The sequence below is a fragment of the Parasphingorhabdus flavimaris genome (genome assembly GCF_013371215.1).
GTDB lineage: Bacteria > Pseudomonadota > Alphaproteobacteria > Sphingomonadales > Sphingomonadaceae > Parasphingorhabdus > Parasphingorhabdus flavimaris.
On the sequence record NZ_JABWMH010000002.1, the window covers coordinates 778287 to 803990 of the forward strand.

Consider the following 25704-nt stretch of genomic DNA (forward strand, 5'->3'; position numbering starts at 1 on the left):
AAGCCCGCTCGAAGCGGGCTTTTTCTAAAAACTGTAGATTAACGACCCTAAGCTTCAGCCGACTTCTTTTTCTTCTCGGCTTTCACATCCGCCCAGATCGTCCGGTAGGAAAGATATGCCAGGATCGTCGCGATCAGCAGGAAGGCAAGAACGGCCCAGCCAGCCTGATGGCGTTCTTCCAGCTTGGGTTCCGCGCTCCAGATCAGGAAAGCGGAAACATCCTTCGCCATCTGGTCGATGCTTGCCTTGGTGCCATCGGAATAGCTGACCATATCGGCGGCGGCCAATGGTGGTGCCATCGCCAGGTTCAGGTTTGCGAAATAAGGATTATAATGCAATCCCGGACCAGGCTGGTTTGCCTTTGGCAGGTCCGCTGGCGGAGCCTGATAGCCCGTCAACAGGGAATAGATATATGGTGCTCCGCCTTCCCGTGCCTTGGTGATCAGGGACAGGTCTGGTGGGATGGCATTGTTGTTGGCTGCGCCCGCGGCCACGTCATTGGCAAATGGCTTGGGCAGCTTGTCAGCGGCAACCGAAGCACGGGTCGACATTTCGCCAGTCGCCGGATCGACGTCAGGAGTCTGGATCGGCCAGTTGGCTGCAATGGCCTTAACTTCGTCTTCATTATAGCCGATTTCTTCCAGATTGCGGAAGGCAACCAGACGAAGGGAGTGACAGGCGGCACAGACTTCCTTGTAGACCTGGAAACCGCGCTGCAATTGCTGGCGATCAAATTTGCCCAGCGGTCCGTCGGACGTGAAAGAGACGTCCTTCGCTTCCTTGTGAAACGCATGTTCCGCAGTTTCGACCGGCGGGTTCGTGATATATTCTTTTGCCCCCATTCCAAATGAGACCAAGAGCCAGCCTGAGAAAAACAAGCCAATCAAGATTCCGATAATTCTTACCATTGCGACGGGTCCCTAATACTTAACTGGCAGTTGTGAGCGGCTTGCCGGTCACCGATTCAGTAATACTGGTCGGCAGCGGCTCAGGTTTTTCCAACCGCGACAAGAGCGGCAGGATGATCAGGAAATGCGCAAAATAATATGCTGCGGCCAACTGGCTGATCATCACAAATGGTTCCTCCGCAGGAGCACCACCACAGTAGCCGAGGATCAGCACGTCAATCACGAGAATGACGAAGAAGATCTTGAACTTGGGCCGGAAACTGCCGGACCGGACCGGAGATTTGTCGAGCCATGGGAGGAAGAACCAGACCAATATGGCAGAGAACATCGCCAGCACACCGAGCAATTTTGCAGGGATGAAGAGGAAGTCGAAGGTAAAGGCGCGCAGGATTGCGTACCAGGGCCAGAAATACCATTCCGGAACAATATGAGCCGGCGTCGAAAGCGGATTAGCCGGGATATAGTTGTCGGCATGTCCCAGTGCGTTGGGCAGGAAGAACATCAATATCGTGAAGAAGATCAGCGCGAGACCGATGGTCCAACCGTCTTTCGCGGTATAATATGGATGAAATGGCACCGTATCCTGCGGACCCTTAACATCTACACCGGTCGGGTTGTTCGATCCCGGGATATGGAGCGCCCAGATATGCATGATAACCACGCCGACAATGACGAACGGCAGCAGATAGTGCAGCGAGAAAAAGCGGTTCAGGGCGGCGTTATCAGGCGCGAAGCCACCAAGCAGCAGTTCCTGGATCGGTTTTCCGATGAACGGAATGGCTTCAAACAGCCCGGTAATCACCTTGGCACCCCAGAAGCTCATCTGTCCCCATGGAAGCACATAGCCCATGAAGGCAGTGGCCATGGCAAGCAGATAGATGACGACGCCGAGCAACCACAGCATTTCGCGTGGCGCCTTGTAGGAGCCGTAGAACAGCCCGCGACCGATATGCAGATATATGGCGATGAAGAAGAAACTAGCACCGTTGGCGTGCGCGTAGCGGATCATCCAGCCGCTGTTGACGTCGCGCATGATATGCTCGACCGAATCAAAGGCGATGGTTGCGTTGGCGGCATAATGCATCGCCAATATGATGCCGGTGACGATCTGAACAACCAGAAACAATCCGGCCATCGAGCCGAAGTTCCACATATAGTTCAAATTGCGTGGAGCAGGATAACCAGCGCCGACGCTATTGTAGACGAAACGAGGCAGCGGAAGCTGCTTGTCCATCCACTGACCGAATTCGGTTGTTGGTGTATATTGTTTTGCCCAAGGAAAGCTCATGTTTATCTGTCCTTTAGCCGATTTTCACGACGGTGTCTGATAGGAATTCATGCAATGGCACTTCGAGATTGGTCGGTGCCGGGCCTTTGCGGATGCGCGCGGCCGTATCATAATGCGATCCGTGGCAAGGGCAGAAATATCCGCCAAATTCACCTTTGATTTCGCCTTGTGCAGCGCCAAGCGGCACGCAGCCGAGATGGGTGCAAACACCGAGCGTGATCAGCCAGTTCTCTTTGCCAGCGGTGGTCCGCTCGGCCAATGTCTGCGGATCGCGCAGTTCGGAAACGTTCACCGCATTGGCTTCGGCAATTTCTTCCGCCGTAAGATTACGAATGAAGATAGGTTGCTTGCGCCAGCTGGTCTTGATCGATTGACCGGTTTCAATCGCCGAGATATCGACTTCGATCGATGCCAGGGCGAGAACGTCGGCGCTCGGGTTCATCTGGTTGACCAACGGAAAAACCGTCGCCACCGCCCCTGCACCCGCAAAACTAACCGCTGCGATATTGATAAAATCCCGGCGGCGAACGCCGCCATCTTCTGCGACTGCCGTTTCAGCTGTTTCAACCGTTGCCATGCAAACAAGCCCTATTGATAATTATGACCCCTGACCGCCCGATCGTTCGATGCTGCTTTGCAACAGCTTGAACAGGCAGTGAATTGCGCGCCTGATAGCCGCGAAGGATAGGGTTTGCCAACAGTGAATTTTCGATTGACCTAACATTCCCATGTCGCCCATTGTGCGACGTGCATGAGGATAGCATTATACCAACCCGAGATTGCGGGAAATTTAGGAACAATATTAAGAACTTGCGCGTGTCTGGACGTGCCTGTCGATATTATTGAACCCTGTGGATTTCCGTTTAGCGATCGCAGTCTCAGACGCGCCGGAATGGATTATTTCGAGCATGTTGACTATACGCGCCATGCCGACTGGGAAAGATTTCATGAAACGGCAAAAAGCCGGGACGCCAGGATTATCCTGCTTTCCAGCAAGGCCGAACAGCCCCATCACGGATTCGATTATCGCAAATCGGATATATTGTTGTTCGGTTCCGAAGGATCAGGAGTTCCCCTGACTATACATGAGCAATGCGATGGGCGAATCACGATCCCGATGAAGACCGATATGCGCAGCTTGAATCTGGCGGTTTCGGCTGGCATGGCCTTGGGCGAGGCGCTTAGACAAACAGGACAATTCCCGAGATGACTATTATATTGGATGACCAGCAACAGGTGGCTCAGACGTGGTTTGCGGAACTGCGCGACCAGATATGTGCCGAGTTCGAGAAGATCGAAGCGGAAGCCGGCAGCGACGCCGCTTTTGAATATATCCCCTGGGATCGTGAGAACCCCGATGGCAGCCCCGGCGGCGGCGGTATCCAGGGATTGATGAAAGGCAAGATATTCGAGAAGGTCGGGGTCAATATTTCGACCGTCGGCGGAATGTTCAGCGACGAATTCGCCGGACAGATCAACGGCGCCAAAGATGATCCGCGATTTTTTGCAACCGGGATCAGTCTGGTCGCGCACATGGCGAATCCCCATGTTCCCAATGTTCATATGAACACGCGCTTCCTGTGCACGACCAAGCGCTGGTTCGGCGGCGGCGCGGATCTCAATCCGGCTATCCCGAACGAGGAGGATACCGAAGAATTTCACGCACGATTGCGATCGGCCTGCGCAGCGCACAATCCGGAATATTATCCGCGATTCAAGAAATGGGCCGATGACTATTTTTATATCCCGCACCGGCAGGTTCACCGCGGGGTTGGCGGAATATTCTACGATCATATCGAGCTGGACCACGAATCCGATTTCGACCGCCATTTTGCGTTCACCCAGGATGTCGGACGGGCATTTCTGGATATATTCCCGAAATTGGTCCGCAAACGGATGAATATGGAGTGGACCGACGAAGAGAAGGAACAGCAACTGATCTGGCGCGGACGCTATGCCGAGTTCAATCTGGTCTATGATCGCGGCACCGCCTTCGGGCTGAAGACCGGCGGCAATGTCGACGCGATATTGATGAGCCTGCCACCGGAAGCCAAATGGAAGTAGCAGATGCGTTGAGATTGCCGCAGGATGTGCCTCGGGGTCATGTCGCGACGATCATTACCCATCTGGAGATGCTCGACAAACCGCTTCTCCCGCCCGTTCAATCCAATCTATCGCTGGAAAGATGGGAGAAGCCGCCGGTTGCGGATTATCTCGCCCTGTTCCGCGCAGTCGGAGAACCGTGGTTGTGGACATCTCGGTTGCTGATGGCCTCGATTGACGTCGAGGAAATATTGCATGACCCCGCCACCGAAGTTCATCTTGTCCGCGACGATGACGCAGCGGTCGGTTTTATCGAGCTGGATTTCCGGCAGAGCAGCCAATGCGAGATCGGGTTCTTTGGCCTGGTTGCGCGGATGAACGGCCAGGGCCACGGTCGCTGGATGATGAATCAAGCGCTGAAAATGGCGTGGCAAGACGATATCGAACGCGTCTGGCTGCATACCTGCACCCAGGATTCACCGCGCGCCCTGCCCTTTTACCGGCAAAATGGCTTTCACATATTCAAGCAGCAGCTGGATATGATGCCGGACCCGCGCCTGTCCGGCCATTTGCCGGAAACCGCAGCGCCGCACGTGCCGATATTCAGTTGAATATTTCCCGCACGTCGCTCTTCTTTCCGCTCAGTTCGATATAGATCGACATGATCACGACCGCGAGCACTAGCTGAAAAGCCGTCCCGGTCAGCGACGCAACCAGATTCTCGACAAATGGCCAGCCGGTTCCGCTGGTGGCGAGGCCCGTGACAATGCCGGTGACCGCCTGCAGCGCGCCTACCGTAATCGTCCCCACAATTGCTATGATCAGGACGAACAGCAGAATCGAGAAACCGTTGTTTCGGGTCAGTGCCCAGCTTTGCCTGAGTGCTTCCACCGGATTGCGTTCCTGCTGGTCGACAATCACGATCGGTACGAGAGCGAAGCGGCTTGCCAGATACAGGCCGGGCAGAATGAGGAAGAAGAAACCGATCAAGGTGAGAAATCCGGTCAGCAGATTGGCCAGCAGGTAGATCAGAAATACCTTCAGTGCCGCCGTCAGGTCATCGGCGACGGTGTGGTTTCGCGAAGGCGCGAGCGTGAAATAGATCACCAGCCCGCCAAAGCTGATCACCAGATTGGACAGCATGATCGGCAGGGCATTCTCGCTGAAATAAACCGAATAGATTACCAGCATCGCGCTGCCATCTTCGTCACCGGTCAGGATCGGTTGCTGGACAAACTGAGCGAATAAGAAGGTCGGGAGAAACAGGAAAACCCCCGCAATCGCGAGAATTGCTTCCTTGTGCGCCCCGAGCAGGGCCATCGCACCGTTCCAGCATTGCATGTAATTCAGCTTTGTCATTTTCATACCCGGATCCGTTTCTCGATTACCAACCCTTGCCACCCGGCCAGCAAAAGTGCACGAAAATATTATGAACGCTCCCCTTGATATCGAATGGCGCATTTCGCCGCAACGGGTCGAATATCCCGATGCCCTGGCCGAAATGGAAAGGCGAAACGCGGCTGTGCAAGCCGGCGACGCCAAGGAACTGATCTGGCTGCTGGAACATCCGCCACTTTACACCGCCGGCACCAGCTCCGATCCTGCGGAATTGCTCAGCCAGTCCTTTCCGGTCTACGACACCGGGCGCGGCGGACGACACACCTATCACGGACCTGGCCAGCGGGTCGGCTATGTCATTCTCGACCTCAAGAAGCGCAATTCCGATGTCCGGGGATATGTCCATGCGATGGAAGCGTGGGTCATCGCGGCGCTGGCCGAATTTGGCGTCTCGGCGCGAGCGGTTGAAGGTCGTGTCGGTATCTGGTGCGATACGCCGGACGGGCAGGAAGCCAAGATCGGCGCGATCGGTATCCGCATCCGCAAATGGGTCACGATGCACGGCTTCTCGGTCAACGTCGATCCTGACCTCAGCCATTTTGGCGGGATTATTCCCTGCGGCATCAGCGAATATCCGGTGACCAGCCTTGCACAACTGGGTATCGCGATAAAGCTTCAGGAATTTGACGAAGCGTTGCAAAAAACGGTTGATGGTTTCCTGAAAGCGATTGATCAGGACTGACCGGAGCCTATGCTGGCCTCGCAATAAATTTAGAAAACCAGAGGATCTACCATGACCAAATTCACCAAATTTGCTGCAGCCGCGGCGGTCGCGCTGACCATCTCTGCCTGCTCCGGCAACGAAGCGCCAGATGCGGGCGAAGTCACCGAGACCCAGATGGATGACGTAGACGTCATCGACGGTACGATCAGCGATGAAATGGTCGATGTCGACACGATCAAGAGCACCGACGCTACCGGCGAGGAGGACAAAGATTCGGCTGCCGAGGAAACCGACGAGCCATCGACCACCGAAGCCGAACCGTCAGAAGAACCCGAGGGCTAAAAGCTCCGGCCGATCAAGCCAGGCCGAGAATTTTGTGAGTCTGCAGCGACAGGCGCCATTTCGGATGGGCCTGCACAAATGCTATGGCCTGTTCCAGATTGGACTGACTGGCCTGATCATCGCCGCGCGCGTCCATGGGCTGAAGCAGGAGATTGGCGAAATCCCAATGCTCCATTTCCTGCCAGTCACTATCATCCTGCGGCCAAACCAGTTTGAGTTCGTCGCCCGAATGTTGCACCGTTTCGCTCTGCGCTTTCGGGCTGATACATATCCAGTCGATGGTGCGCGGAACGGCCAGAGTCCCGTTTGATTCGATTGCGATAAAGAAACCTTCAGCGTGCAGCGCGTCGATCAGCGCCTGATCGACCTGCAACATCGGTTCACCACCGGTCAGAACGATGAATCGCGATTCGGTGCCGCTGCCCCAGGTCTCTGCAGCGGCCTGGGCGAGATCATCAGCACTTGCAAAGCGGCCGCCACCGTCGCCGTCCATCCCGACAAAATCGGTATCGCAAAACTGGCAGATTGCCTGAGCGCGATCCCGTTCCAGTCCGGACCAGAGATTGCATCCGGCAAAGCGGATGAAAACCGCCCGGCGCCCGGCATGGACACCTTCGCCCTGCAGCGTCAGAAATCTTTCTTTGACCGCATAGCTCATTACGTCACATATCGCGTCGGATCGACAATCCCGGCTTCTTCAAAGCCTTTTTGCCGCAAACGGCAGCTGTCGCAGAGGCCGCAAGGCAAATCCCCTGGCGCGGGGTCATAACAGGACCAGCTCCATGCGGGGTCGAGACCGAGTCTGATTGCTTCTCGGGCAATATCCGCCTTGGTCATATGCTGCAGCGGTGTCTGGATGGTAAAGCCGCTGCCCTGATCGCCTGCCTTGGTCGCGAGATCGGCCAGTCTCTCGAACCCCTCAATAAATTCGGGCCGGCAATCGGGATAACCGGAATAATCCAGCGCGTTCACCCCGATGAAAATATCGCGAGCATCTCTCGCTTCCGCCAATCCAAGCGTCAATGACAGGAAGATGAGATTGCGCGCCGGTACGTAAGTAACCGGGATGTCGTCGGCGACGCCGGTTTTGGGCACGTCGATGTCGGCGGTGAGAGCCGAGCCTCCGAAGCGGCTGAGATCGAGCGGCAAGATGATATGTTCGTCGACGCCCAGCTTTTCGGCAATTTTCTGGGCGGATTGGAGTTCGATCTTGTGTCGCTGGTTATAATCGACGGTTAACGCGATCAACCGGTAGCCCTGCTCTGCGGCGATTGCCGCAGAGACCATGGAATCCAGTCCACCGGACAATAAGATGATCGCTTTTCTTGATTCGGATGTCATGATGCGCTCCGCTAATCGCCTTGCTGGCGCGGCGCAAGTTCTGTGCGCAAATCGTCGCCAGGGCCTGACCTAGCAACTACCGGTACGGCGGCCCTCAAATTCGAATGTAAAGGGGTTGCCGTTGCTGATGCCTTGTGTGGATATCTGTACCAAGGCGCTGGATTCCTGCTTGATCTGGGTAACGCCATGTCCGGCACCACCGCATTTATAGCTGACGCGCAGTTTCTTGGGATCATTTTCGATAATATAGCGGGTACAATTTGCGTTTCCATGCTGGACTTGCAGCAGCAGTTCCGGATTCCCCAGACATATTTTCTTGCTTGGACCGCGGGTACCACGCTCCTTCAACGTCCACTCGCCCTTCATCAGTCCGTCGAGCAATAGCATGCCCGGCGTTTGCGCGGGAGCGGCAGCCGCAAACCCCGACAGGAGGGCGGCTGTTGTGCTGATGATTTTGATCAGTTTCAAGCCTTTCATTGATATTCTCCTGTCTTATTGGTTGCGTTGAACGTCGTCGGCTAATGATGCAGTAATTGCGGATTAAGGCCAATATTGTTACAAAATATGGCATTCGATAGGAAATATTCGACAAATCCAGCGATTTGCCTCATTTACGACATCAGTCAATTGTTGAGGCTTGCACCTGTAATTGTGAACGTCTTGCTACAAAACGCGCAGTTTACTGCGATATTTCCAGCTTCATCGACCATATCGTCCTTATCATCTTTTGGGAAACGTGCGATTACGCCCCGGATATGATCTTCATTACAACGGCATCCCTTAACGCACGGTTTACCGCTCAAAAGCCTCACCTCGTCGCTCTCGCTAAACAGGCGCCACAACACTTCTTCCAGAGGCAGAGATTTTTCCGTGAGTTCTGCGGTCTTGACGCTCGAGGCCATGATCTCGACATGCTCCCACTCCGGGTGATCCAGGCGGACATGAAGGCGTTCGCGGCCATCTTCGCCGTCCGGAAGATGTTGCACAAGCAACCCGCCAGCCACGACCTTGCCGTCTTCTTCCGCAACTGCGACCCTTAGGACCGTCGGAATCTGCTCGGACTGGAGAAAATAATTCTGCACCGCTTCGGCGAGGCTAGCCCCTTCCAGAGGCACGATACCCTGGTTGCGGCCCCGAGACCCTGGCTGGTCAAAGGTGATCGCCAGATAGCCTTTTCCGAAAAGCGCCATCAGACTTGGCTCGACGGGTTGGGACGCCAACCGTTCGCGGTCAAAGTCAACATAGCCGCGAAGAGCACCATCCTTATAATCGCAGGCGAGAAGGTTGATCACGCCCGCTTCGGTTTGCGCCTGCAAGGTCAGTTGAGAATCTTCATCCTTCAGCAGCGCGCCCAGCATGGCCGTCAGACAGACGGCTTCTGCCAGAATATCCCGGATCACCGGCGGGTAATCGTGGGCCGCCAGAATCTCGTCGAGCATCGGCCCGAATCGAACGACCCGGCCACGGCAATGTTTCGCGGGGATAGAGAAGGACAGGATGCTGTCAATTGGGGCCATATCCGCCATCAGATTTGTCCGAAACACCAGCGCAAGACAGACTTCTGCGCATGAATGCGATTTTCAGCTTCGTCCCATATGACAGATTGAGGGCCGTCAATGACCGAGGGCATGACTTCCTCGCCCCGATGCGCGGGGAGGCAATGGAGAAACAAGGCGTCCGGCTTTGCCTGTTCCATGATCACTTCATTCACCTGATATGGCATCATCGCGGCAAGCTTGGCCTCCGCATGTTCCTGCCCCATCGATATCCAGGTATCGGCGACCACGACATCCGCACCTGCGACCGCTTCGTTCTCGTCCCGGTAGATCGTGATATTCGCGCCAGCGGCCTGGGCCTTCTGGATAAAATCGGGATCGGGATCATAGCCTTCGGGGCACCCGATCCGGACATTATATTTCATCAGCCCGGCGGCCTCGACAATACTGTTCAGGACATTATTCCCGTCGCCCAGCCATGCGATTTCGAGGCCCGGCAGTGATTTTCCGTGCTCGACCAGGGTCAGCAGATCGGCAACAATCTGGCAGGGATGAGACAGGTCGGTGAGACCGTTGATAACCGGCACGCTCGCATTGGCAGCCAGTTCGTCGATCTTCGCATGGTCATCAGTACGGATCATGATCGCGTCGCACATGCGGGACAGGACCTTGGCCGTATCGGCCACTGTTTCCCCGCGCCCCAGCTGCATCCCGCCGCTGTCCATAACGATGCTCGAACCGCCAAGCTGGCGGATGGCCATATCAAACGATACCCGGGTCCGGGTACTGCTCTTTTCAAAAATCATCGCCAGCACGTGATCGGCCAATGGCTTGTCCGCATCCGCCTTGCCCTTGGGCCAGCCCGCGCGAGCGGCCTTGCGGTCGATTGCATCGGATATCATCGCTGCGATGGCGTCGCCGCCCGCGTCGGAGAGGTTGAGAAAATGCCGGCTCATGACGCAGGAGCCACATAGTCGGCCGCGCCGGCAGACAATTTCTCGATGAACGTCGCGATATGACTGTCCTCGATATTCAATGGCGGCAATATCCGCAAAGTATTGTCACCGGCAGCAACGGTCAGCAGGCCATGATTGTCTCGGAGATGCGCGACAAAACTCCGCGCTTCCTGTGTCATCATAAGACCGAGCATCAGGCCCTTGCCCCGCACGCCTATGAAAAGATCAGGATAATTGCCGATAAACTGCTCGATCGCCGCGCGCAGCTTGTCGCCGGTCGTCCGGACATTCTCGAGAAATTCGTCATTGGCAACCACGTCCCAGACCGCGTTGCCGGCAGCCATGGCCAGAGGATTGCCGCCATAGGTGGAACCGTGGGTTCCGACCACCATGCCGCGCGCCGCTTCTTCGGTTGCAAGACAGGCTCCCAGAGGGAAGCCGCCCCCGATACCTTTGGCGCTCGCGATGATGTCGGGGGTGATCCCGTATAGTTCGTGGGCATATAGCGCACCGGTACGAGCAACCCCGCATTGCACTTCGTCGAGTACCAGCAAGATGCCGTGTTTGTCGGCCAGATCGCGCAAGCCCTTCATAAATTCGTCCGAAGCAGGACGAACGCCGCCCTCGCCCTGGATCGGCTCGACCAGAAAAGCAGCGGTCTTGTCGGTGATCGCTGCAGCAGCGCCTTCCAGATCGTCAAAATCGACATATTTGAAGCCAGCAAGAAGCGGCGAGAAACCGTGGTGCATCTTTTCCTGGTTGGAAGCCGAAATGGTCGCCATCGTCCGGCCATGGAAGGCGTTTTTGAACGTGATGATCTCGAACCGGTCGCTGCCTGCCGACTGATGATAGGCCCGGGCCGCCTTGATCGCACACTCAACTGCTTCCGCTCCGCTGTTGGTGAAGAAAACCGTGTCGGCGAAGGTCGTGTCGACCAGACGCTGCGCGAATTTCTCGCCCTGCGGGCTGCCGTAGAGATTAGAGACGTGCATCAATGTTGCAGCCTGATCCTGGATCGCCTTGGTCAGATGCGGATGGCCGTGGCCAAGCAGATTGACCGCGATGCCGCTGGCAAAGTCCAGAGCCCGCGAACCATCTTCGGAAATAAGCCAGGCGCCCTCGCCTCGCACGGGACGAAAACCACACCGGGGATATACGGGCATGAGCGGAGTAATCGCCATCTTACTTTCCTTCCAACAATTGAACGCGAACAAAATAGAAAAGGCGACCCGACTGGCCGCCTCTCGCATTGGGACGGTCTTATATGCCGCTTCGGCAAGGTGGTCAATCGTGGTGCGCGGTGGCGCGCAGCAGGCGGCGTAATTGGCCATTATCGACAATAATGATCACACAGACAGGGACAATTCGTTTAATTCGCGCATCGCTTTGCGATATAAGCAGATGTCAGTCGTCAGCATTAGACTTGGCGCGATATCATAGGAGAAACTCAAATGGACATGAAAACAACCGGTTCCCCCGAAGGTTGCCCGATGAGCTCTGGCGGCGGCGTTCGCGCTCTGCTCGGCAGGCAGAATCGCGATTGGTGGCCCGATTCCCTCCAGCTCGATATTCTCACCCAGAACGGCGCATCCCCCGATCCGATGGACCCCGATTTCGATTATACCAAGGCCTTCAAGGCGCTGGATTATCAGGAACTGAAAAAAGACTTGAAAGCCCTGATGACCGACAGCCAGCCTTGGTGGCCGGCGGATTACGGCCATTATGGCCCGTTCTTCATCCGCATGGCCTGGCACGCAGCCGGCACTTATCGCACCGGCGACGGTCGCGGCGGCGCTTCGAGCGGGCAACAGCGCTTTGCCCCGCTCAACAGCTGGCCGGACAATGGCAATCTCGACAAGGCGAGACGCCTGCTCTGGCCAATCAAGAAAAAATATGGACAGCATATCAGCTGGGCCGACTTGTTTGTCCTCACTGGCAATGTCGCGATCGAATCCATGGGCGGTCCGGTTTTCGGCTTCGGTGGTGGACGCAAGGACGTCTACGCTCCGGAAACGGATGTCTATTGGGGCTCGGAAGAGCAGTGGGTCAATGAAGGCGTTGCCACGCGCATCAATCCTGACGAAGGCAAGGCGCTGGAGAACCCGCTGGCGGCGATCCAGATGGGCCTCATCTACGTCAATCCGGAAGGCCCTGGCGGAAATCCGCACGACGCTGAGGGCATGGCCCGCGACATGAAGGAAACCTTCGCTCGCATGGCGATGAACGACGAGGAAACCGTCGCGCTGACCGCTGGCGGACACGCGTTCGGCAAATGCCATGGCGCGGTCCCGCCCGACCAGCTGAGCGGCGACCCGGAATCCGGCGACCTGCATCTGATGGGCTTCGGCTGGGCAACCGATCCCGAACAGATCGGTGAAGGCCATATCACCACTTCCGGCCTCGAAGGCGCGTGGACTCCCAACCCGACCCAATGGGGCGGCGACTATTTCCGGCTTTTGTTCAAATATGACTATGAGCTGGTCGAAAGCCCGGCAGGTGCCAAGCAATGGCAGCCGATCAATCCGGACCCCGAGGACATGGCGCCCGATGCCCGCGATCCGTCGAAGAAGGTCCCGACGATGATGACCACCGCCGACATGGCGCTCAAGCGCGATCCGGACTATCGCAAGATTTCCGAGCGTTTCCGCGACGATCAGGCGGCGCTGGACGATGCCTTCGCCCGCGCATGGTTCAAGCTGACCCACCGCGATATGGGGCCCAAGGTCCGTTATCTCGGTCCCGACGTTCCCGCCGAGGATCTGATCTGGCAGGATCCGGTTCCGGCTGGCACAAAAGCTTCGGACAGCGACGTTGCGGACTTCAAGGCCAAGATACTCGATAGCGGTCTTTCGGTATCCGAGATGGTCAAGGCGGCCTGGGCTTCGGCCTCTACCTATCGCAAGAGCGATCATCGTGGCGGCACCAATGGTGCCCGGGTTCGGCTCGCTCCGCAAAAGGACTGGAAAGCCAATGATCCGGAAGAGCTGACCAAAACACTGTCGAAAATCGACGAGTTGCGCGGGCCTTTGTCAATGGCCGATGCGATCGTCATTGCAGGCAGCGCAACGGTCGAGAAAGCAGCGCAGCAGGCCGGCTTCGATATCAGTGTTCCGATCACCACCGGTCGCGGCGATGCGACGGACGAACAGACCGATGCCGAAAGCTTCGAACCGCTCGAGCCGTTTGCCGATGGTTTCCGCAACTATCTGCAGACTAAGGCCAGCGTGAAGACGGAAGAAATGCTGGTCGACCGTGCCAACCTCCTCGATCTCTCGATTCCGGAGATGACGGTGCTGGTTGGTGGTTTGCGGGTGCTCGGAGCCAACCATTCGAGCGCTCCGACCGAAGGCATGTTCACCGATCGTCCGGGCCAGTTGACCAACGACTTTTTCGTCAATCTGCTCGAAATGGGCACAATGTGGGAAGTCGTAGACGAGTCCGCAGACGAGCTGTTCATCGGCAAATGCCGTCTGAAAGGCGAGGAGAAATGGCGCGCGACGCGGACCGATCTGGTGTTCGGATCAAACTCGCAACTGCGAGCCGTCGCCGAGGTCTATGCCGAAGATGGCCATGAACGCAAATTCGTGGGTGATTTTGTCTCAGCCTGGACAAAAGTCATGAACGCGGGTTGCTTTGAACTCGCCTGAGATGATTTGACCAATTGACAGGGACCCGCCGGAACCAGCCGGCGGGTCCTTTTCATTTCGCCTATGTCGCTACAGTCCGGCCCTTGATTTTTCCCAGTTCCGGCCATCAAATTTTCTGATCGTCGGCCGCAGGTCATGACCATCGTCGAGACAATGATAATTCACGCTCCAGCCATCCGGGTGGGAGCGCGGCTGGTAAAAGCTTTTGACGCCGCAATGCCGGCAAAACAGATGCTCCGCCTGCCCGCTGCCGAACCGGTAGCTCGACAGATCGCCATCGCCCTTCAGCAAGGTGAAACCCTTGTGCGGCACGATGAGATGCAGAAAGCCGGTCCGCGCACAAATCGAACAATTGCAGTCGAGCATATCGGGCGTGGTTGCGACCGTGCCCCTGAAGCGGACCGCGCCGCAATGGCAACCGCCGTGAAAGTTCGATCCGGTCACGGGGTTTCCTCCAATATACAGATATGCCGCGTTCCCTGGTCGCCCGTCTCTGAATCCAGCTCACCTTTTGCCATTTGCGCAAAAGCCTTGAGAAACTGGGTGCCCTGGGCGCCATCACGAATGATATCGGGCAACCCGACCCCGTCGTCACTAACCTCGAGCACGGCGCCATCCGGTACGACACGCAACTCAACTCTGATGGTTCCCTTGTCGCGATCGGCAAACGCATGTTTCACCGCGTTTGTGACCAGCTCATTGACCAGCAATCCGACCGCGCCGGCGCGATCGCGGGATAGTCCGCACGGTTCGGCAGCGACGATCAGCTCGATTCGGCCGTCCAGCGTCAGGGCCTCCCTGAGCGAACCGCAAAGTCTGGTCAAAAAGTCGTGCATGTCAACGATCGCGATATTGTCGAGATTGTCATATCGCAAGCTCTCATAGGCTTTCGCAAGGCTATGGACCCGCCCCGCGGCCTTGCTGAGCGCCACCTTCACTTCGGTGTTTTCGCTTTTCTGCTGCTGCAATGACAGCAGGCTCGACAGGATCGCGAGATTGTTTTTCACGCGATGATCGACTTCGACGAGGAGCATGTCCCGTTCCGCTATACGCTGCTCTTTTTCGAGCAGTAGCCAGCGGCCGGCGTTCCGGGTTACATCGCCGAGGCAGACTATGGTGAGACCGATCACTCCATTGACCAGCGTTCTTGGCCCGTCACCGGGTTCTTCGAACGAGAAACTGCCCATGGCGGGCAATACAAAATACCAGGAATAGGCTGTCGTCAGGGCCAATGCCATCAGCCCCGCACGAAACCTTCCGAAGAGCGTCGCAAGCAGAATAAACGGAACATTGACGGCATAAGGACCCGCACCGATGGCCCATGTGTTGATCAATTCGCGCGTGGCAATCGCAAAGGCAGTAAATGTGATTGCCACTATGATCTGCACGACCAGCGGAGAGATGCGCGGAGCAAGATCGATCAAGTCGAGGCGATTGATGCGCGCCAGCGAATCCGTGTTGAAATAACTAAACATTACTGTCGCCTTCTGAGGGAAAGGCCTGTTTACATCCGTTTGCGACAGCTGAATATAATTTAGATCGACATTGGCATTTTATTTCGATGCCGCGGCCCCGGCCAAGTCCCCGATGCTCATAAAGAGTCCGCGCGATAAAGACCCGCGGCGCTGCTTATTCGCGCACTTCCAGCGTATGAATGTCAATGCGGTTTTCAAGCGTGCGGTGAACCGGACATTTCTCTGCGATCTCGAGCAGTTTCAGCCGTTGCTCGTCGGTCAAATTACCGTGAAGAACGATCGAACGGTCGATGACATCGATCCGGTTGTCGTCATTGTTGCAGCTTTCGCAGTCCGCAACATGTTCGCGGCTGTGCTCGAGCACGATATGCACACCTTCGAGCGGAATGCCCTTGCGGTCCGCATACATTTTCATCGTCATGGATGTGCAGCTACCCAGCGCGGCGAGCAACAGATCATATGGCGAAGGCCCGCTATCGGTCCCGCCGAAAGACTCGGGCTCATCGGCGAGGAAAACATGCTTTCCGACTCTCACGGTCTGCTGGAATTTTCCTTTGGCGGTCTCGACGGAGACGAGCGAGGGGTTGGTTGCCATGATTATTCCACCGTAACCGATTTTGCGAGATTGCGCGGCTGATCGACATCCGTGCCCTTGGCGACGGCAACATGATAGGCAAGCAACTGCACCGGCACGGCATAGACCAACGGTGCGATCAGCGGATGAACTTTCGGCATTTCGATCGTCGCCAGACAGCCATCACCGGCTTCGGCAATGCCCTCGGCGTCGGAGATCAGCACGACCTTCCCGCCCCGGGCCATGACTTCCTGCATGTTGGACACGGTTTTTTCGAACAATGGTCCCGAAGGCGCCAGCACGATCACCGGCACCGCTTCATCGATCAGGGCGATCGGACCATGTTTCATCTCGCCGGACGCATAGCCCTCGGCGTGGATATAGCTGATTTCCTTGAGCTTGAGCGCGCCTTCCAGTGCCAGTGGATAATCCGGGCCGCGGCCGAGATAGAGGACGTCCCGCGCCGGCGCGATATGATGGGCCATATCGGCAATATCATCATCGTGGGCGAGCGCAGCGTTCAGAGCGGCTGGCGCTTCGGTCAGATGCTTGACGACTTCCCTCTCCTCGTCGCGGCTCATCTTCCCTTTCACCACCGCAAGATGAGCCGCCAGCGCCGCCAGCACGGCCAGCTGGCAGGAAAAGGCCTTGGTCGATGCAACCCCGATTTCGGGACCGGCATGGGTGGGGAGAAGCAAATCGGCCTCCCGCGCCATACTGCTGGTTGGAACATTGACGACCACAGCGATCTTCTGGCCATTTTCCTTGGAGTGGCGCAACGCAGCCAGCGTATCCGCCGTCTCGCCCGACTGCGATATGAAAAGGGCCAGACCGCCTGCTTCCAGCACCGGATCGCGATAACGGAATTCCGAAGCAAAATCGAGATCCACCGGTACGCGGGCAAAAGTCTCGAACCAATATTTGGCGACCATGCCGGCATAATAGCTGGTCCCGCAGGCCACGATCGTAATCCGCTTGATATCGCCCAGATCGAAATCCATTTGCGGCAACGCGACCTGCTGCTCGAGCGGACGGATGTAGCTTTGCAGCGTTTGCGCGACCACGGTGGGTTGCTCGAATATCTCCTTCTGCATGAAATGGCGATAGTTGCCCTTTTCAATCGAGGCAGCGGAAACGCCGGAAGTCGTGATTTCGCGTTCTACCGGCTGGTTGTCCTTGTCATAAATCTCAGCACCGTCGCGGGTTATGACCACCCAGTCGCCTTCTTCAAGATAGGCAATTTTCTGGGTCAGAGGAGCCAGCGCCAAGGCGTCGGACCCCAGATAAGTTTCACCATCGCCATAGCCGACCACCAGAGGCGAACCTAGACGCGCGCCGATCAATAGGTCCGGTTGGGAACGGAAGGCTATCGCCAGCGCAAAAGCGCCGCGCAACAACGGCAATATCGCCTGGACCGCTTCTTGCGGAGATTTGCCCGCTTCTACCTGCTCGCTAACCAGATGCGCGACCACTTCGGTATCGGTCTCGCTTTCAAACGACCGCCCGCGTGCGCTCAACTCTTCGCGCAAACTCTTGAAATTTTCGATAATGCCGTTGTGAACCAGCGCCAGTTCGCTCGTAGCTTGGGGATGGGCGTTGCTGGTCGTCGGCGCACCGTGCGTCGCCCACCGGGTGTGTGCGATCCCGACATTGCCCGCGGCGTCGTCGGCTTTCAGAACGGTCACCAGATTGGCAAGCTTGCCCTCGGCGCGGCGACGGATCAGCTGGCCGTCATGAACGGTGCAGACACCGGCGCTGTCATATCCGCGATATTCCATGCGCTTCAGCCCATCGACCAGACGATCCGAGACAGGTTCCTTGCCTACAATTCCAATGATTCCGCACATGCTTTTCGGACTTTCTTCTTAGAGGGTATAAGGTATTCGGATGCCCGGCATAGCCGCTGGAAAATCCTTTGTATTACGTGTAATTAGAATGCGACCGGATAATTGCGCGGACGCGAGAATTATCGCGTCAACCGTCTTTAAGCGCTTTCGATCAGATCTCAACAACGCTGCCCGCCGCCCGATTTCTTCATTCACCTCGATTATGGTAAAATAGGATAGAAATCCTTCGGCACGATCGCCATCATCCGGCAGCGCACCCGTAACGACTTCAACCCAGGTCAAGCGACTGATATAGCGACGATCGTAACGTTTCAATTCAGCATGAGCCGAGCCAACATCATTTAGTGCGTCGATCAATATATTGGAATCAAAGACCGCTTCGCTCACTTGAGATATCGCTCTGCTTCGCGGTCATCATTTTCGTCGAACAGGTCGGGGAATTCTTTCCGAACTTCCCAATAGTCGGAATCCCAAGGCCGCGTCCAGGACGCCCGCTCCCTGCGCTGCCAATCAACAGCGTCACCGATATCCGTGCGGTCTTTCCAGATACCGAAATATTTTTCGATGCCTTGCTTGGATTCCTCCGCACGATAACCGGCCACCGCCTCGCGCAGCAACTGCGCACGCGACTTGCCCTGCTCCGCCGCCTGCGCGTCGAGCCATTTCACATCGTCTTCGGGAAGATCAGCAAGGATTCGGGTCATGATGATATATTGATATCATATCGTGATATCATGTCAAGTCGCCAACATCCATCGGGATGCAGCGAGACTCCCGATCATAACCGAATATACCATCGTCAAAAGCGGAGGAAGTTCGCCGTTCGGCCGCTCGCATGCCGGCTATTTTCCCGCCTTTTTCTTCAGCATAGCGCTACGGAATTTTGTCGCCCAACCCGCCTTGGCCGTCTGCTCTGCACGAACCAGCGCCAGATCACCCGCAGCAACATCCTTGGTCAGTGTCGCCCCTGCCCCGACAATCGCACCATCGCCGATCGTAACCGGCGCCACCAGCGCGCTATTTGATCCGATGAACGCGCCTTTGCCGATCACCGTCTTATATTTGAAATAGCCGTCATAATTGCAGGTGATGGTGCCGGCTCCGATATTGGCGCCCTCGCCCACGTCGGCATCACCGAGATAGCTCAGGTGATTGGCCTTGGCGCCTTTGCCCAGCGTGGCTTTCTTCATCTCGACAAAATTCCCGACTTTCGAGCCTTCCTCCATCACCGCGCCGGGTCGCAGGCGGGCGAAGGGGCCGACATTGGCGTTCGGACCGATGGTCGCGCCTTCGATATGGCTGTGACCGTAAATTTTTGTTCCGCTGGCGATGGAAACACCCGGACCGAATATCACATTGGGCTCGATGACCACGTCGGCAGATATCTGCGTGTCATGGGAAAACCACACACTTTCCGGTGCGATCAGGCTGACGCCGTCCGCCATCGCCCGCTCGCGGCGACGGGCCTGCCAGTCGCCTTCGACCGCCGCCAGTTCGGCGCGGCTGTTCACGCCGGCGACTTCGGCTGGATCATCGACCTCGATCACCGCGCTTTTCTGGCCCGGCAGCATGACGATATCGGGCAGATAATATTCGCCCGCGGCGTTGTCGTTGCTGATCTGGTCGAGCAGGATGAACAGATCGGTCGAGCGCGCCGCCATCAGGCCGCTGTTGCACAGGTTTACACCGCGCTCCGCATCACTGGCGTCCTTATACTCGACCATCTTCTCGATTTCGCCCTGTTCATCGGCGATGATCCGGCCATAAGCACCAGCATCATCGGGACGAAAGCCGAGCACGACCGCGCGCGGTTCAGAGCCGTTGTTGAGGCGATAGATCATGTCCCGCATCGTGTCGGCGCTGACCATGGGAACATCGCCGTAAAGGATCAGCACATCGCCGGCGAAACCCTTGAGCGCGTCGTGCGCCTGGGCAACGGCATGGCCGGTGCCGAGCTGGTTTTCCTGCACCGCAATCGCGACATTGCACCCCTCGACGCTGGCTTCGATCTGCTCCCGGCGCGCACCGACCACGACAACGGTGCGCTCGACGCCAATGGAATCGACCGTATCGAGCAGATGGTGGAGCATCGGCTTGCCGGCGATCGGATGCAGCACCTTATGCTTGTCCGATTTCATCCGCGTGCCTTGTCCGGCGGCTAATATGATTGCGGCTAGCGGGCGATCGGTCATAAGGATACTCCGGAGAACTTGATTGGTCGGGGCTCTTTACCGCCCATTTGCAGCGGCTAATGCCATGCGGGGCACGCTTAATCCAGCCCGTTTATCGCCCTCGAGACCGGTTCAATTCGATGGTTTTCCGCCTTTGCGCCATTTGGTCCACAAATGGCGGGCGAGCATCAGCGGCGGCATCCGCAGCCAGTGCGAGCGGACATAAAAGGCAAAGCGGGTAAACTTGCGGGTTTCGCGACCATATCCGTCGCGAGCGAGCAAGCGGCGGACATAGAAACTATCGGAGACAATTGTTTCGTCCGGGCGAGATTCATCCAGCGGCGTCCCATATAGGCGATTGGACAGGCGCAATGCCCTGGCCAGTTCAGCGCACAATCCGTGAATCTGGGCGCGGCGATGCAGTTCAGCCCAGAAATTTTTGTTCTCGGCGGAAAAATGCCCGAGCAAAAGGTTGATATCCCACAGGTTCCGGAGCCCGCCCGCCAGATCGCCGTCTGCAAATAAATGGGCAATCGAATGGAGGACCATGTCGGCAGGTGCCATGACATAAAGACCGTTCTCCAACCGGACAGCATCGTTCAATATGGCATCCGCATCCGGTCTGGGACCGGCGGTCAGCGGCAAGATCGTGTGGTGGACGTCGATCATCCGGTCGCGCTCGCGATGGATCAGCGGCGGCAGTTCGTGCATATGTTCGCGATAATATTGATCATCATAGGGGTCAGGCTTCACCCATTCCCACCCCGCATCGAGCAATGCGGCCTCAACGACCGGAAGATCTTCGCGCGGCACCATTATATCCAGGTCGCCGATACTCCGGCCGACGCCGGCGGCGAGATTGGCCGCGACATAAGCGGTTCCCTTCATCAGCACGATCTTGCCGGAACAATCCGCCAAGGCCCGCCGGGCGCAATCGGCCTCCCATAAGGCCTGCTGGCGCGCCAGATCATGCGCCTCGATCGCATCCTGCAGAACGGCGCGTGCACGATCCGGCACCGTCATATCCCGCACCCGATGCGCGAGCGAACCTATCAGCGATTCGGCGCGGGCGATGCTGATCAATTCGGTCCACTGCCCGCTGTCGAGCGTCTCGACGCTCGACGGATCGCGCAGGGCCTTTATCAAAAGCCGGGCGTCGCGCATCATGGCAATCGGCTCCACAATTCGCCGATCATCTGTTCGGCCTGATCGGTCGATTGATAGTCCATGGCCTTGACCGGGACCTGATCGACGAAACGGGTCAGCGCGTGAAAGCCCGCCTCGCCCAGCGCCACATAATTTGTCGACGCCTGGGTCAGCCTGACGAAGACCTCCGATTTGCCCATTTCCCGCAATTCCGGCGCATGGCCGAATCTGGGAAAGAGCAGTAATGCCGGTCTGGCAGGCGCGTCCATCCGTTCTACCGCGGCTTTGGGCGGAACCAGATGGCGAATATCGCCTTTCGGCGTCGTCTTCATCTCCGGACCGAAACGGGTTTCGGCAGCAACCTTCTGCATCGCACCGATTGCCTCGTTTTTCAGACTGATCAGGCGTGGAAAGGGAGAGATTTGACCAGAATCGAGACTTAAAAGCGCAAATTCGTCACCCATGAAGCGCCAGCCTCGCTCGGCCAGCATTGCCGACAAGGTCGACTTGCCTGACCCGGAAAGACCGGTCATGACCAGCGCCTTGCCGTCTTTCTCGACGCTGCTGGCATGGAGCAGCAAATGCCGCCGCCAGCCCAGCGCCATTTGCAGGTTCATCCCCATTTCGGCGGCCAGCAGTCCCTGTTTGAGCGGCAAGGGCGCGGCATCCGGCAGCCAGAAATCGCCCCCGATATGCACGGACGGCCGGATGAAGCGGCGCCACGGTTTTTCCGGCTCGAGACGGACGGTAAAATCAACGCTTTGATCGGCTGGTGCCGGATAGGCGTTATACAGCGCAGCCAGTTGATCCAGCGGCTCCCGCCAGGTCGAGGCGATCCGGAAAGCAGCGGGACCGATTTTCAGCAGGATCTGGTGCATCTCCCCCATCAGCCCGCAACCCGCGCCACAAGGCCCAGTCCGGAAAGCTCTTCCAGACGGGCAAGAACAATATCTTCGGAATCGATATCGGCTTCGATTTCATATGTCACGGTCAGCCGCGCCGCTATTTGCGCAGCGGTCAGCGAAAGTCCTGCCATGACTTCCAATATTGCCGGTGCGGGATCGGCCAGCATATGGGTGATCCCGGACGTTCGATGATAGAGCAAAGTCATGCTGTCCAGCTCGTGCCAGATTAGATCATCTTGCGCCGCAGCCCGATATTTCTGGGTCATGATATTCTACCTGCGGTTCCGGGACGACATGACAGTCCCCTAGCAGGCAAATGTTAAAATTGGGAATATCAGCGCGGCATTTGCAGCGAGGCGTAGCAGGTAAACCCGCTTTGTCCGGATTGCAGCCTGCGGATATAATTCACATAAGCTTCCGACTGGTCGCGGGACGTGCCCGGCAGCGAGCGCCCGTTCATCGCCCGACGGACTTCTTCACCGGTAAAGTTGCGCCCCGCTGGCGGGTAGGCGCCAGGCGTATCGGAAGGAACAACCTTGCCGTCTGCAGCAATATAGCCGCCCGAAGCATGATTACCCGGCACTGGAATCTCGCAATTGAGAACTGACCCGGCGGTTTGCGCCAGGGCCGGCTTGATACTGACCACCGCAGAAGCGGTGACGGCGCCCATCATCAAGGCGCGCCGACGGTTTACGATGCCCTTGTTCAGATCGCTTTCAGCCGTTGGTCCGGATGGAAGGTCATCAGTCATCGAATTTCTATCCATATTGTCTCTTGCTCCAGAAAGAGGGCATTATCAGAAATAGCGTAAAAAGCGAGTAAACAGTCCTTGCCGCGACGACGCGTCTATAATCGGGACATTGCCGCTTGAATCGTTAACATCGCCCGATGTTGCAGCCCGACCTGGTCGGTCGTGAAAATTCTCATTGCCGATATCACGCTGCACAGCCTAAATGACTAACATGACCAACCCTGATCTTGCCCGATGACCTCAATCTCTCCCGTTCGCCTGTTTGTGGCTTTGTCGTTCATCGTCGGTGGCGCGATATTGGCCAGTCTGCTGTCGCAATCCGGACAACAGTTGATGATAGTCATCGCCACCGGCGCATTGGCATTGTTTACGGTATCCCAGGCGCCGCCAGTCGCACCATTGCCGGACCCGGCGACACTCGATCGGCAACGCGATCAAATTCTCAATCAAGGCCGGTGGGAAGCCTATCGCGAAATGATAGATCCAATCACGGATCCGATATTGCTTGTCCAAAACGCCCGGGTTGCTGCGGCCAATCCGGCAGCGACGAAGATTCTCGGCAATCATATCCTCGGGGAAGATGTGCGAATTGCCATTCGCCATCCTGCTGCGGCCGATCGCCTCGCCAACCCCGATGCAAAACATAGCGGAGAACCGATATTGCTGGTTGGTGTAGGAAGTGCGGACCAACGCTGGGAATTGCGGATTCATGCGTTGCGGCAAGGCCTGAAGCTGGTCCAGATGTCTGATCGCAGCAGCCGTCATGCAGCCGAGCGGATGCGCACCGATTTTGTCGCCAACGCCAGCCACGAATTGCGCACCCCGCTTGCAGCGATAAAGGGATTTCTCGAGACGCTGGAAGATCCCAAGGCAGGCAAGGACGACGCGACCCGCGCACGGTTTCTCAAGATAATGTATGATGAAGCCGACCGTATGCAGCGTCTGATCGAGGATCTGATGTCGCTTTCCCGGATCGAGGCCGAAAAATTCGAACTGCCTTCCGATAAAATCGACATCAGCCATCTGGTCAGCGAAGCGCGGGATTTTTTCATCAACAATCGAGGAAAGAAAGATAAGGATATAAAGGTCACTCTTCCAACCGACATTCCCAGGATTTACGGAGATCACGCGCAACTGGCCCAGGTATTGAACAATTTGCTCAGCAATGCCTTCAAATATGGAAGAAAGGGAGCTCCGGTGCGGATCGATGTTGCACCCAATCGAGCCGGAACCATGTTATGCCTTTCGGTCAGTGACGAAGGCGACGGTATTGCGCCGGAACATATCCCCCGACTCACCGAACGATTCTATCGCGTCGACAAGGGACGCAGCAAATCCATCGGCGGGACGGGTCTCGGGCTTGCTATCGTCAAACATATTTCCGAACGGCACGGCGGGCGGATGGAAATAACCAGCGAAGTCGGAAAAGGCACGACGGTATCCGTATTGTTGCCGATCGCGACCAAAGCCCCAACGCGCACCGATACCGCAAGCTGAGCAAAACAAAACCTGGGTCCGACCGAAACCGTTGCGGGACAAAGCACAATTGTTCGCTGTCACATATCCGTAATATATCTGTCATACCCAAGACATTGCTGCCGCTTAGAGGCCTCCACAACACGCCTGTTAATCCGATGCTTGGCAAGGCCAGCCATCGTTAGGAAATTAATGATTTTGGAGATTTGTCAATGTTAAGAAAACTCACTTTTCTGACCATCGCTTCGCTTGCAGCAACCGGTTGTCAGGATCAGGCTTCCGGTGGTCAAGGCGGTACCCGCAGCGAAATTCGGATCGTCGGTTCTTCCACCGTATTCCCTTTTGCAAAAGCGGTTGCCGAACAATTCAGCATCAACGGGGCAAATCCTTCTCCCATTCTTGAATCCACCGGTACCGGCGGCGGCATGAGCCTTTTCTGCGCCGGTGTTGGCGCGGGCACGCCCGATATCGAAAATGCGTCTCGCCGGATCAAACCAACCGAGCTGGAATTGTGCCAGACCAATGGCGTGACCGACGTTGTCGAAATTCAAATTGGCATCGACGGCATCGCTGTTGCTCAGGCGAATGAGGGTACCGCATTTTCATTGACCCCGGTTCAGATATACAAGGCTATTGCAGACCGTCCGTTCGGCGAGAAAAATACAGCGAAAAAATGGTCTGACATTGATCCAAGCCTGCCAAATTTCGCAATCAGCGTTTACGGCCCGCCATCCACCTCGGGAACGCGCGATGCACTCACAGAGCTGATTATGGAAGTCGGTTGCGTAACGGATTCGGCAACAAAGGCACTCAAGGACAGCGACAAGGACGAATTTGAATCGATCTGCCATGACGTCCGAGCCGATGGCGCCTATATCGATGCCGGCGAGAATGACAATCTCATCGTACAGAAACTGAAAGCCAATCCGAATAGCGTCGGTATTTTCGGCTACAGCTTCCTCGAAGCCAATCTCGACAGCGTTCGCGGCATTCCGGTATCCGGCGTGAACCCAACGTATGAAGCCATTGCTTCGGGAGAATATCCGGGTGCTCGTCCGCTTTATATCTACGTGAAAAAGCAGCATGTCGGCGTGATACCTGGCCTGAGCGAATATGTTCAGGAATTCGTCAATGCCGGAACCCGTGACGGCTATCTGGTAAAGGCCGGACTTATCGCGTCTCCCGATTCGGTAAGAGCGAAGATGAGCGAAGTTGTCCGTGACATGACGCCGCTCAAGCCTAGCGAACTCAAATAAGCGTTAGACCGCGCTTATAA

29 protein-coding genes are annotated in these 25704 nt (G+C 56.7%); 8 read left to right on the forward strand and 21 right to left on the reverse strand.

Going from position 1 to position 25704, the window contains the following annotated elements:
- Positions 1–47: 47 nt before the first annotated feature.
- From HUO14_RS08380 to petA, 3 genes are read right to left on the reverse strand one after another with little or no spacing between them, the layout of a single operon-like run.
- Positions 48–908, reverse strand: a complete 861-nt coding sequence (locus HUO14_RS08380) for a cytochrome c1 (RefSeq protein WP_176279389.1) — start codon at positions 906–908, stop codon at positions 48–50.
- Positions 909–927: 19 nt separating this feature from the next.
- The gene (locus HUO14_RS08385; protein WP_176279390.1) at positions 928–2196 is read right to left on the reverse strand and encodes a cytochrome b; all 1269 of its coding nucleotides are present in this window, start codon (positions 2194–2196) and stop codon (positions 928–930) included.
- 13 nt (positions 2197–2209) lie between these two features.
- On the reverse strand, positions 2210–2773 hold the full coding sequence (gene petA, locus HUO14_RS08390) for a ubiquinol-cytochrome c reductase iron-sulfur subunit (protein WP_176279391.1): 564 nt from the start codon (positions 2771–2773) through the stop codon (positions 2210–2212).
- A 174-nt stretch (positions 2774–2947) separates the two neighbouring features.
- Here petA and HUO14_RS08395 point away from each other — a divergent pair, with 174 nt between their 5' ends.
- Genes HUO14_RS08395 through HUO14_RS08405 form a run of 3 tightly spaced genes read left to right on the forward strand, consistent with a single transcriptional unit; the run spans position 2948 to position 4850 of the window.
- Complete coding sequence (locus HUO14_RS08395) at positions 2948–3406, forward strand: tRNA (cytidine(34)-2'-O)-methyltransferase (RefSeq protein ID WP_176279392.1); 459 nt, start codon at positions 2948–2950, stop codon at positions 3404–3406.
- Entirely contained in the window at positions 3403–4260 is an 858-nt protein-coding gene (gene hemF / locus HUO14_RS08400; RefSeq protein ID WP_176279393.1) for an oxygen-dependent coproporphyrinogen oxidase, read from the forward strand. Before HUO14_RS08395 ends, hemF begins: the two co-directional genes overlap by 4 nt.
- Complete coding sequence (locus HUO14_RS08405; protein ID WP_176279394.1) at positions 4251–4850, forward strand: GNAT family N-acetyltransferase; 600 nt, start codon at positions 4251–4253, stop codon at positions 4848–4850. Before hemF ends, HUO14_RS08405 begins: the two co-directional genes overlap by 10 nt.
- On the opposite strand, the gene HUO14_RS08410 is transcribed toward HUO14_RS08405, so the two are convergent.
- Positions 4843–5604, reverse strand: a complete 762-nt coding sequence (locus tag HUO14_RS08410; RefSeq protein WP_176279395.1) for a YciC family protein — start codon at positions 5602–5604, stop codon at positions 4843–4845. The two genes, HUO14_RS08405 and HUO14_RS08410, sit on opposite strands and share 8 nt — an antisense overlap.
- 64 nt (positions 5605–5668) lie before the next feature.
- On the opposite strand from HUO14_RS08410, the gene lipB reads away from it, so the two are divergent.
- Together lipB and HUO14_RS08420 are read left to right on the forward strand one after the other, a co-directional pair.
- On the forward strand, positions 5669–6319 hold the full coding sequence (gene lipB / locus HUO14_RS08415) for a lipoyl(octanoyl) transferase LipB (protein WP_176279396.1): 651 nt from the start codon (positions 5669–5671) through the stop codon (positions 6317–6319).
- 51 nt (positions 6320–6370) lie between these two features.
- Entirely contained in the window at positions 6371–6643 is a 273-nt protein-coding gene (locus tag HUO14_RS08420; protein ID WP_176279397.1) for a hypothetical protein, read from the forward strand.
- Positions 6644–6656: 13 nt separating this feature from the next.
- On the opposite strand, the gene queE is transcribed toward HUO14_RS08420, so the two are convergent.
- The 6 genes from queE to HUO14_RS08450 form a co-directional block, all read right to left on the reverse strand.
- Positions 6657–7301, reverse strand: coding sequence for a 7-carboxy-7-deazaguanine synthase (queE, locus tag HUO14_RS08425; protein WP_176279398.1), 645 nt, complete (start codon positions 7299–7301; stop codon positions 6657–6659).
- Positions 7301–7987, reverse strand: a complete 687-nt coding sequence (gene queC / locus HUO14_RS08430; protein ID WP_343046078.1) for a 7-cyano-7-deazaguanine synthase QueC — start codon at positions 7985–7987, stop codon at positions 7301–7303. Before queC ends, queE begins: the two co-directional genes overlap by 1 nt.
- Before the next feature lie 66 nt (positions 7988–8053).
- Entirely contained in the window at positions 8054–8461 is a 408-nt protein-coding gene (locus HUO14_RS08435) for a DUF3617 domain-containing protein (protein ID WP_176279400.1), read from the reverse strand.
- A 146-nt stretch (positions 8462–8607) separates the two neighbouring features.
- The gene (gene hslO / locus HUO14_RS08440; RefSeq protein WP_176279401.1) at positions 8608–9510 is read right to left on the reverse strand and encodes an Hsp33 family molecular chaperone HslO; all 903 of its coding nucleotides are present in this window, start codon (positions 9508–9510) and stop codon (positions 8608–8610) included.
- Positions 9510–10436 carry an ornithine carbamoyltransferase gene (gene argF, locus HUO14_RS08445; RefSeq protein WP_176279402.1) on the reverse strand — a complete coding sequence of 309 codons (927 nt, stop codon included), beginning with the start codon at positions 10434–10436 and terminating at the stop codon, positions 9510–9512. The genes hslO and argF overlap by 1 nt, the downstream gene beginning before the upstream one ends.
- Positions 10433–11617 (reverse strand): aspartate aminotransferase family protein, encoded by a 1185-nt coding sequence (locus HUO14_RS08450; RefSeq protein WP_176279403.1) that lies wholly within the window; start codon positions 11615–11617, stop codon positions 10433–10435. Before HUO14_RS08450 ends, argF begins: the two co-directional genes overlap by 4 nt.
- Before the next feature lie 270 nt (positions 11618–11887).
- On the opposite strand from HUO14_RS08450, the gene katG reads away from it, so the two are divergent.
- On the forward strand, positions 11888–14083 hold the full coding sequence (gene katG, locus HUO14_RS08455) for a catalase/peroxidase HPI (protein ID WP_176279404.1): 2196 nt from the start codon (positions 11888–11890) through the stop codon (positions 14081–14083).
- Between the two features lie 69 nt (positions 14084–14152).
- Here katG and HUO14_RS08460 read toward each other — a convergent pair whose 3' ends face one another.
- The 11 genes from HUO14_RS08460 to HUO14_RS08510 form a co-directional block, all read right to left on the reverse strand.
- Positions 14153–14527 carry a GFA family protein gene (locus tag HUO14_RS08460; RefSeq protein WP_335647409.1) on the reverse strand — a complete coding sequence of 125 codons (375 nt, stop codon included), beginning with the start codon at positions 14525–14527 and terminating at the stop codon, positions 14153–14155.
- Positions 14524–15558 carry a sensor histidine kinase gene (locus HUO14_RS08465; protein WP_176279405.1) on the reverse strand — a complete coding sequence of 345 codons (1035 nt, stop codon included), beginning with the start codon at positions 15556–15558 and terminating at the stop codon, positions 14524–14526. The genes HUO14_RS08460 and HUO14_RS08465 overlap by 4 nt, the downstream gene beginning before the upstream one ends.
- A 154-nt stretch (positions 15559–15712) precedes the next feature.
- Positions 15713–16153, reverse strand: a complete 441-nt coding sequence (locus HUO14_RS08470; protein WP_176279406.1) for an OsmC family protein — start codon at positions 16151–16153, stop codon at positions 15713–15715.
- A 2-nt stretch (positions 16154–16155) separates the two neighbouring features.
- Entirely contained in the window at positions 16156–17979 is a 1824-nt protein-coding gene (gene glmS, locus HUO14_RS08475; RefSeq protein WP_176279407.1) for a glutamine--fructose-6-phosphate transaminase (isomerizing), read from the reverse strand.
- An 18-nt stretch (positions 17980–17997) separates the two neighbouring features.
- Positions 17998–18366, reverse strand: coding sequence for a PIN domain-containing protein (locus HUO14_RS08480; RefSeq protein ID WP_176279408.1), 369 nt, complete (start codon positions 18364–18366; stop codon positions 17998–18000).
- Positions 18363–18683, reverse strand: a complete 321-nt coding sequence (locus HUO14_RS08485) for a ribbon-helix-helix protein, CopG family (RefSeq protein ID WP_176279409.1) — start codon at positions 18681–18683, stop codon at positions 18363–18365. The genes HUO14_RS08480 and HUO14_RS08485 overlap by 4 nt, the downstream gene beginning before the upstream one ends.
- 138 nt (positions 18684–18821) lie before the next feature.
- Positions 18822–20171, reverse strand: coding sequence for a bifunctional UDP-N-acetylglucosamine diphosphorylase/glucosamine-1-phosphate N-acetyltransferase GlmU (gene glmU, locus HUO14_RS08490; protein ID WP_176279410.1), 1350 nt, complete (start codon positions 20169–20171; stop codon positions 18822–18824).
- A 111-nt stretch (positions 20172–20282) separates the two neighbouring features.
- Positions 20283–21314 carry a nucleotidyltransferase domain-containing protein gene (locus HUO14_RS08495; RefSeq protein WP_176279553.1) on the reverse strand — a complete coding sequence of 344 codons (1032 nt, stop codon included), beginning with the start codon at positions 21312–21314 and terminating at the stop codon, positions 20283–20285.
- Entirely contained in the window at positions 21314–22174 is an 861-nt protein-coding gene (locus HUO14_RS08500; RefSeq protein ID WP_246255363.1) for an HprK-related kinase A, read from the reverse strand. Before HUO14_RS08500 ends, HUO14_RS08495 begins: the two co-directional genes overlap by 1 nt.
- A gap of 8 nt (positions 22175–22182) precedes the next feature.
- Entirely contained in the window at positions 22183–22467 is a 285-nt protein-coding gene (locus HUO14_RS08505; protein WP_176279412.1) for an HPr-rel-A system PqqD family peptide chaperone, read from the reverse strand.
- 68 nt (positions 22468–22535) lie between these two features.
- On the reverse strand, positions 22536–22952 hold the full coding sequence (locus tag HUO14_RS08510) for a hypothetical protein (RefSeq protein WP_176279413.1): 417 nt from the start codon (positions 22950–22952) through the stop codon (positions 22536–22538).
- 234 nt (positions 22953–23186) lie between these two features.
- Between HUO14_RS08510 and HUO14_RS08515 the strand changes: the two genes are divergently transcribed.
- Positions 23187–24449, forward strand: coding sequence for a sensor histidine kinase (locus HUO14_RS08515; RefSeq protein WP_176279414.1), 1263 nt, complete (start codon positions 23187–23189; stop codon positions 24447–24449).
- Between the two features lie 191 nt (positions 24450–24640).
- A complete protein-coding gene (locus HUO14_RS08520) occupies positions 24641–25684 on the forward strand; it encodes a substrate-binding domain-containing protein (RefSeq protein ID WP_176279415.1) in 1044 nt (347 codons plus the stop codon).
- Positions 25685–25704 lie beyond the last annotated feature (20 nt).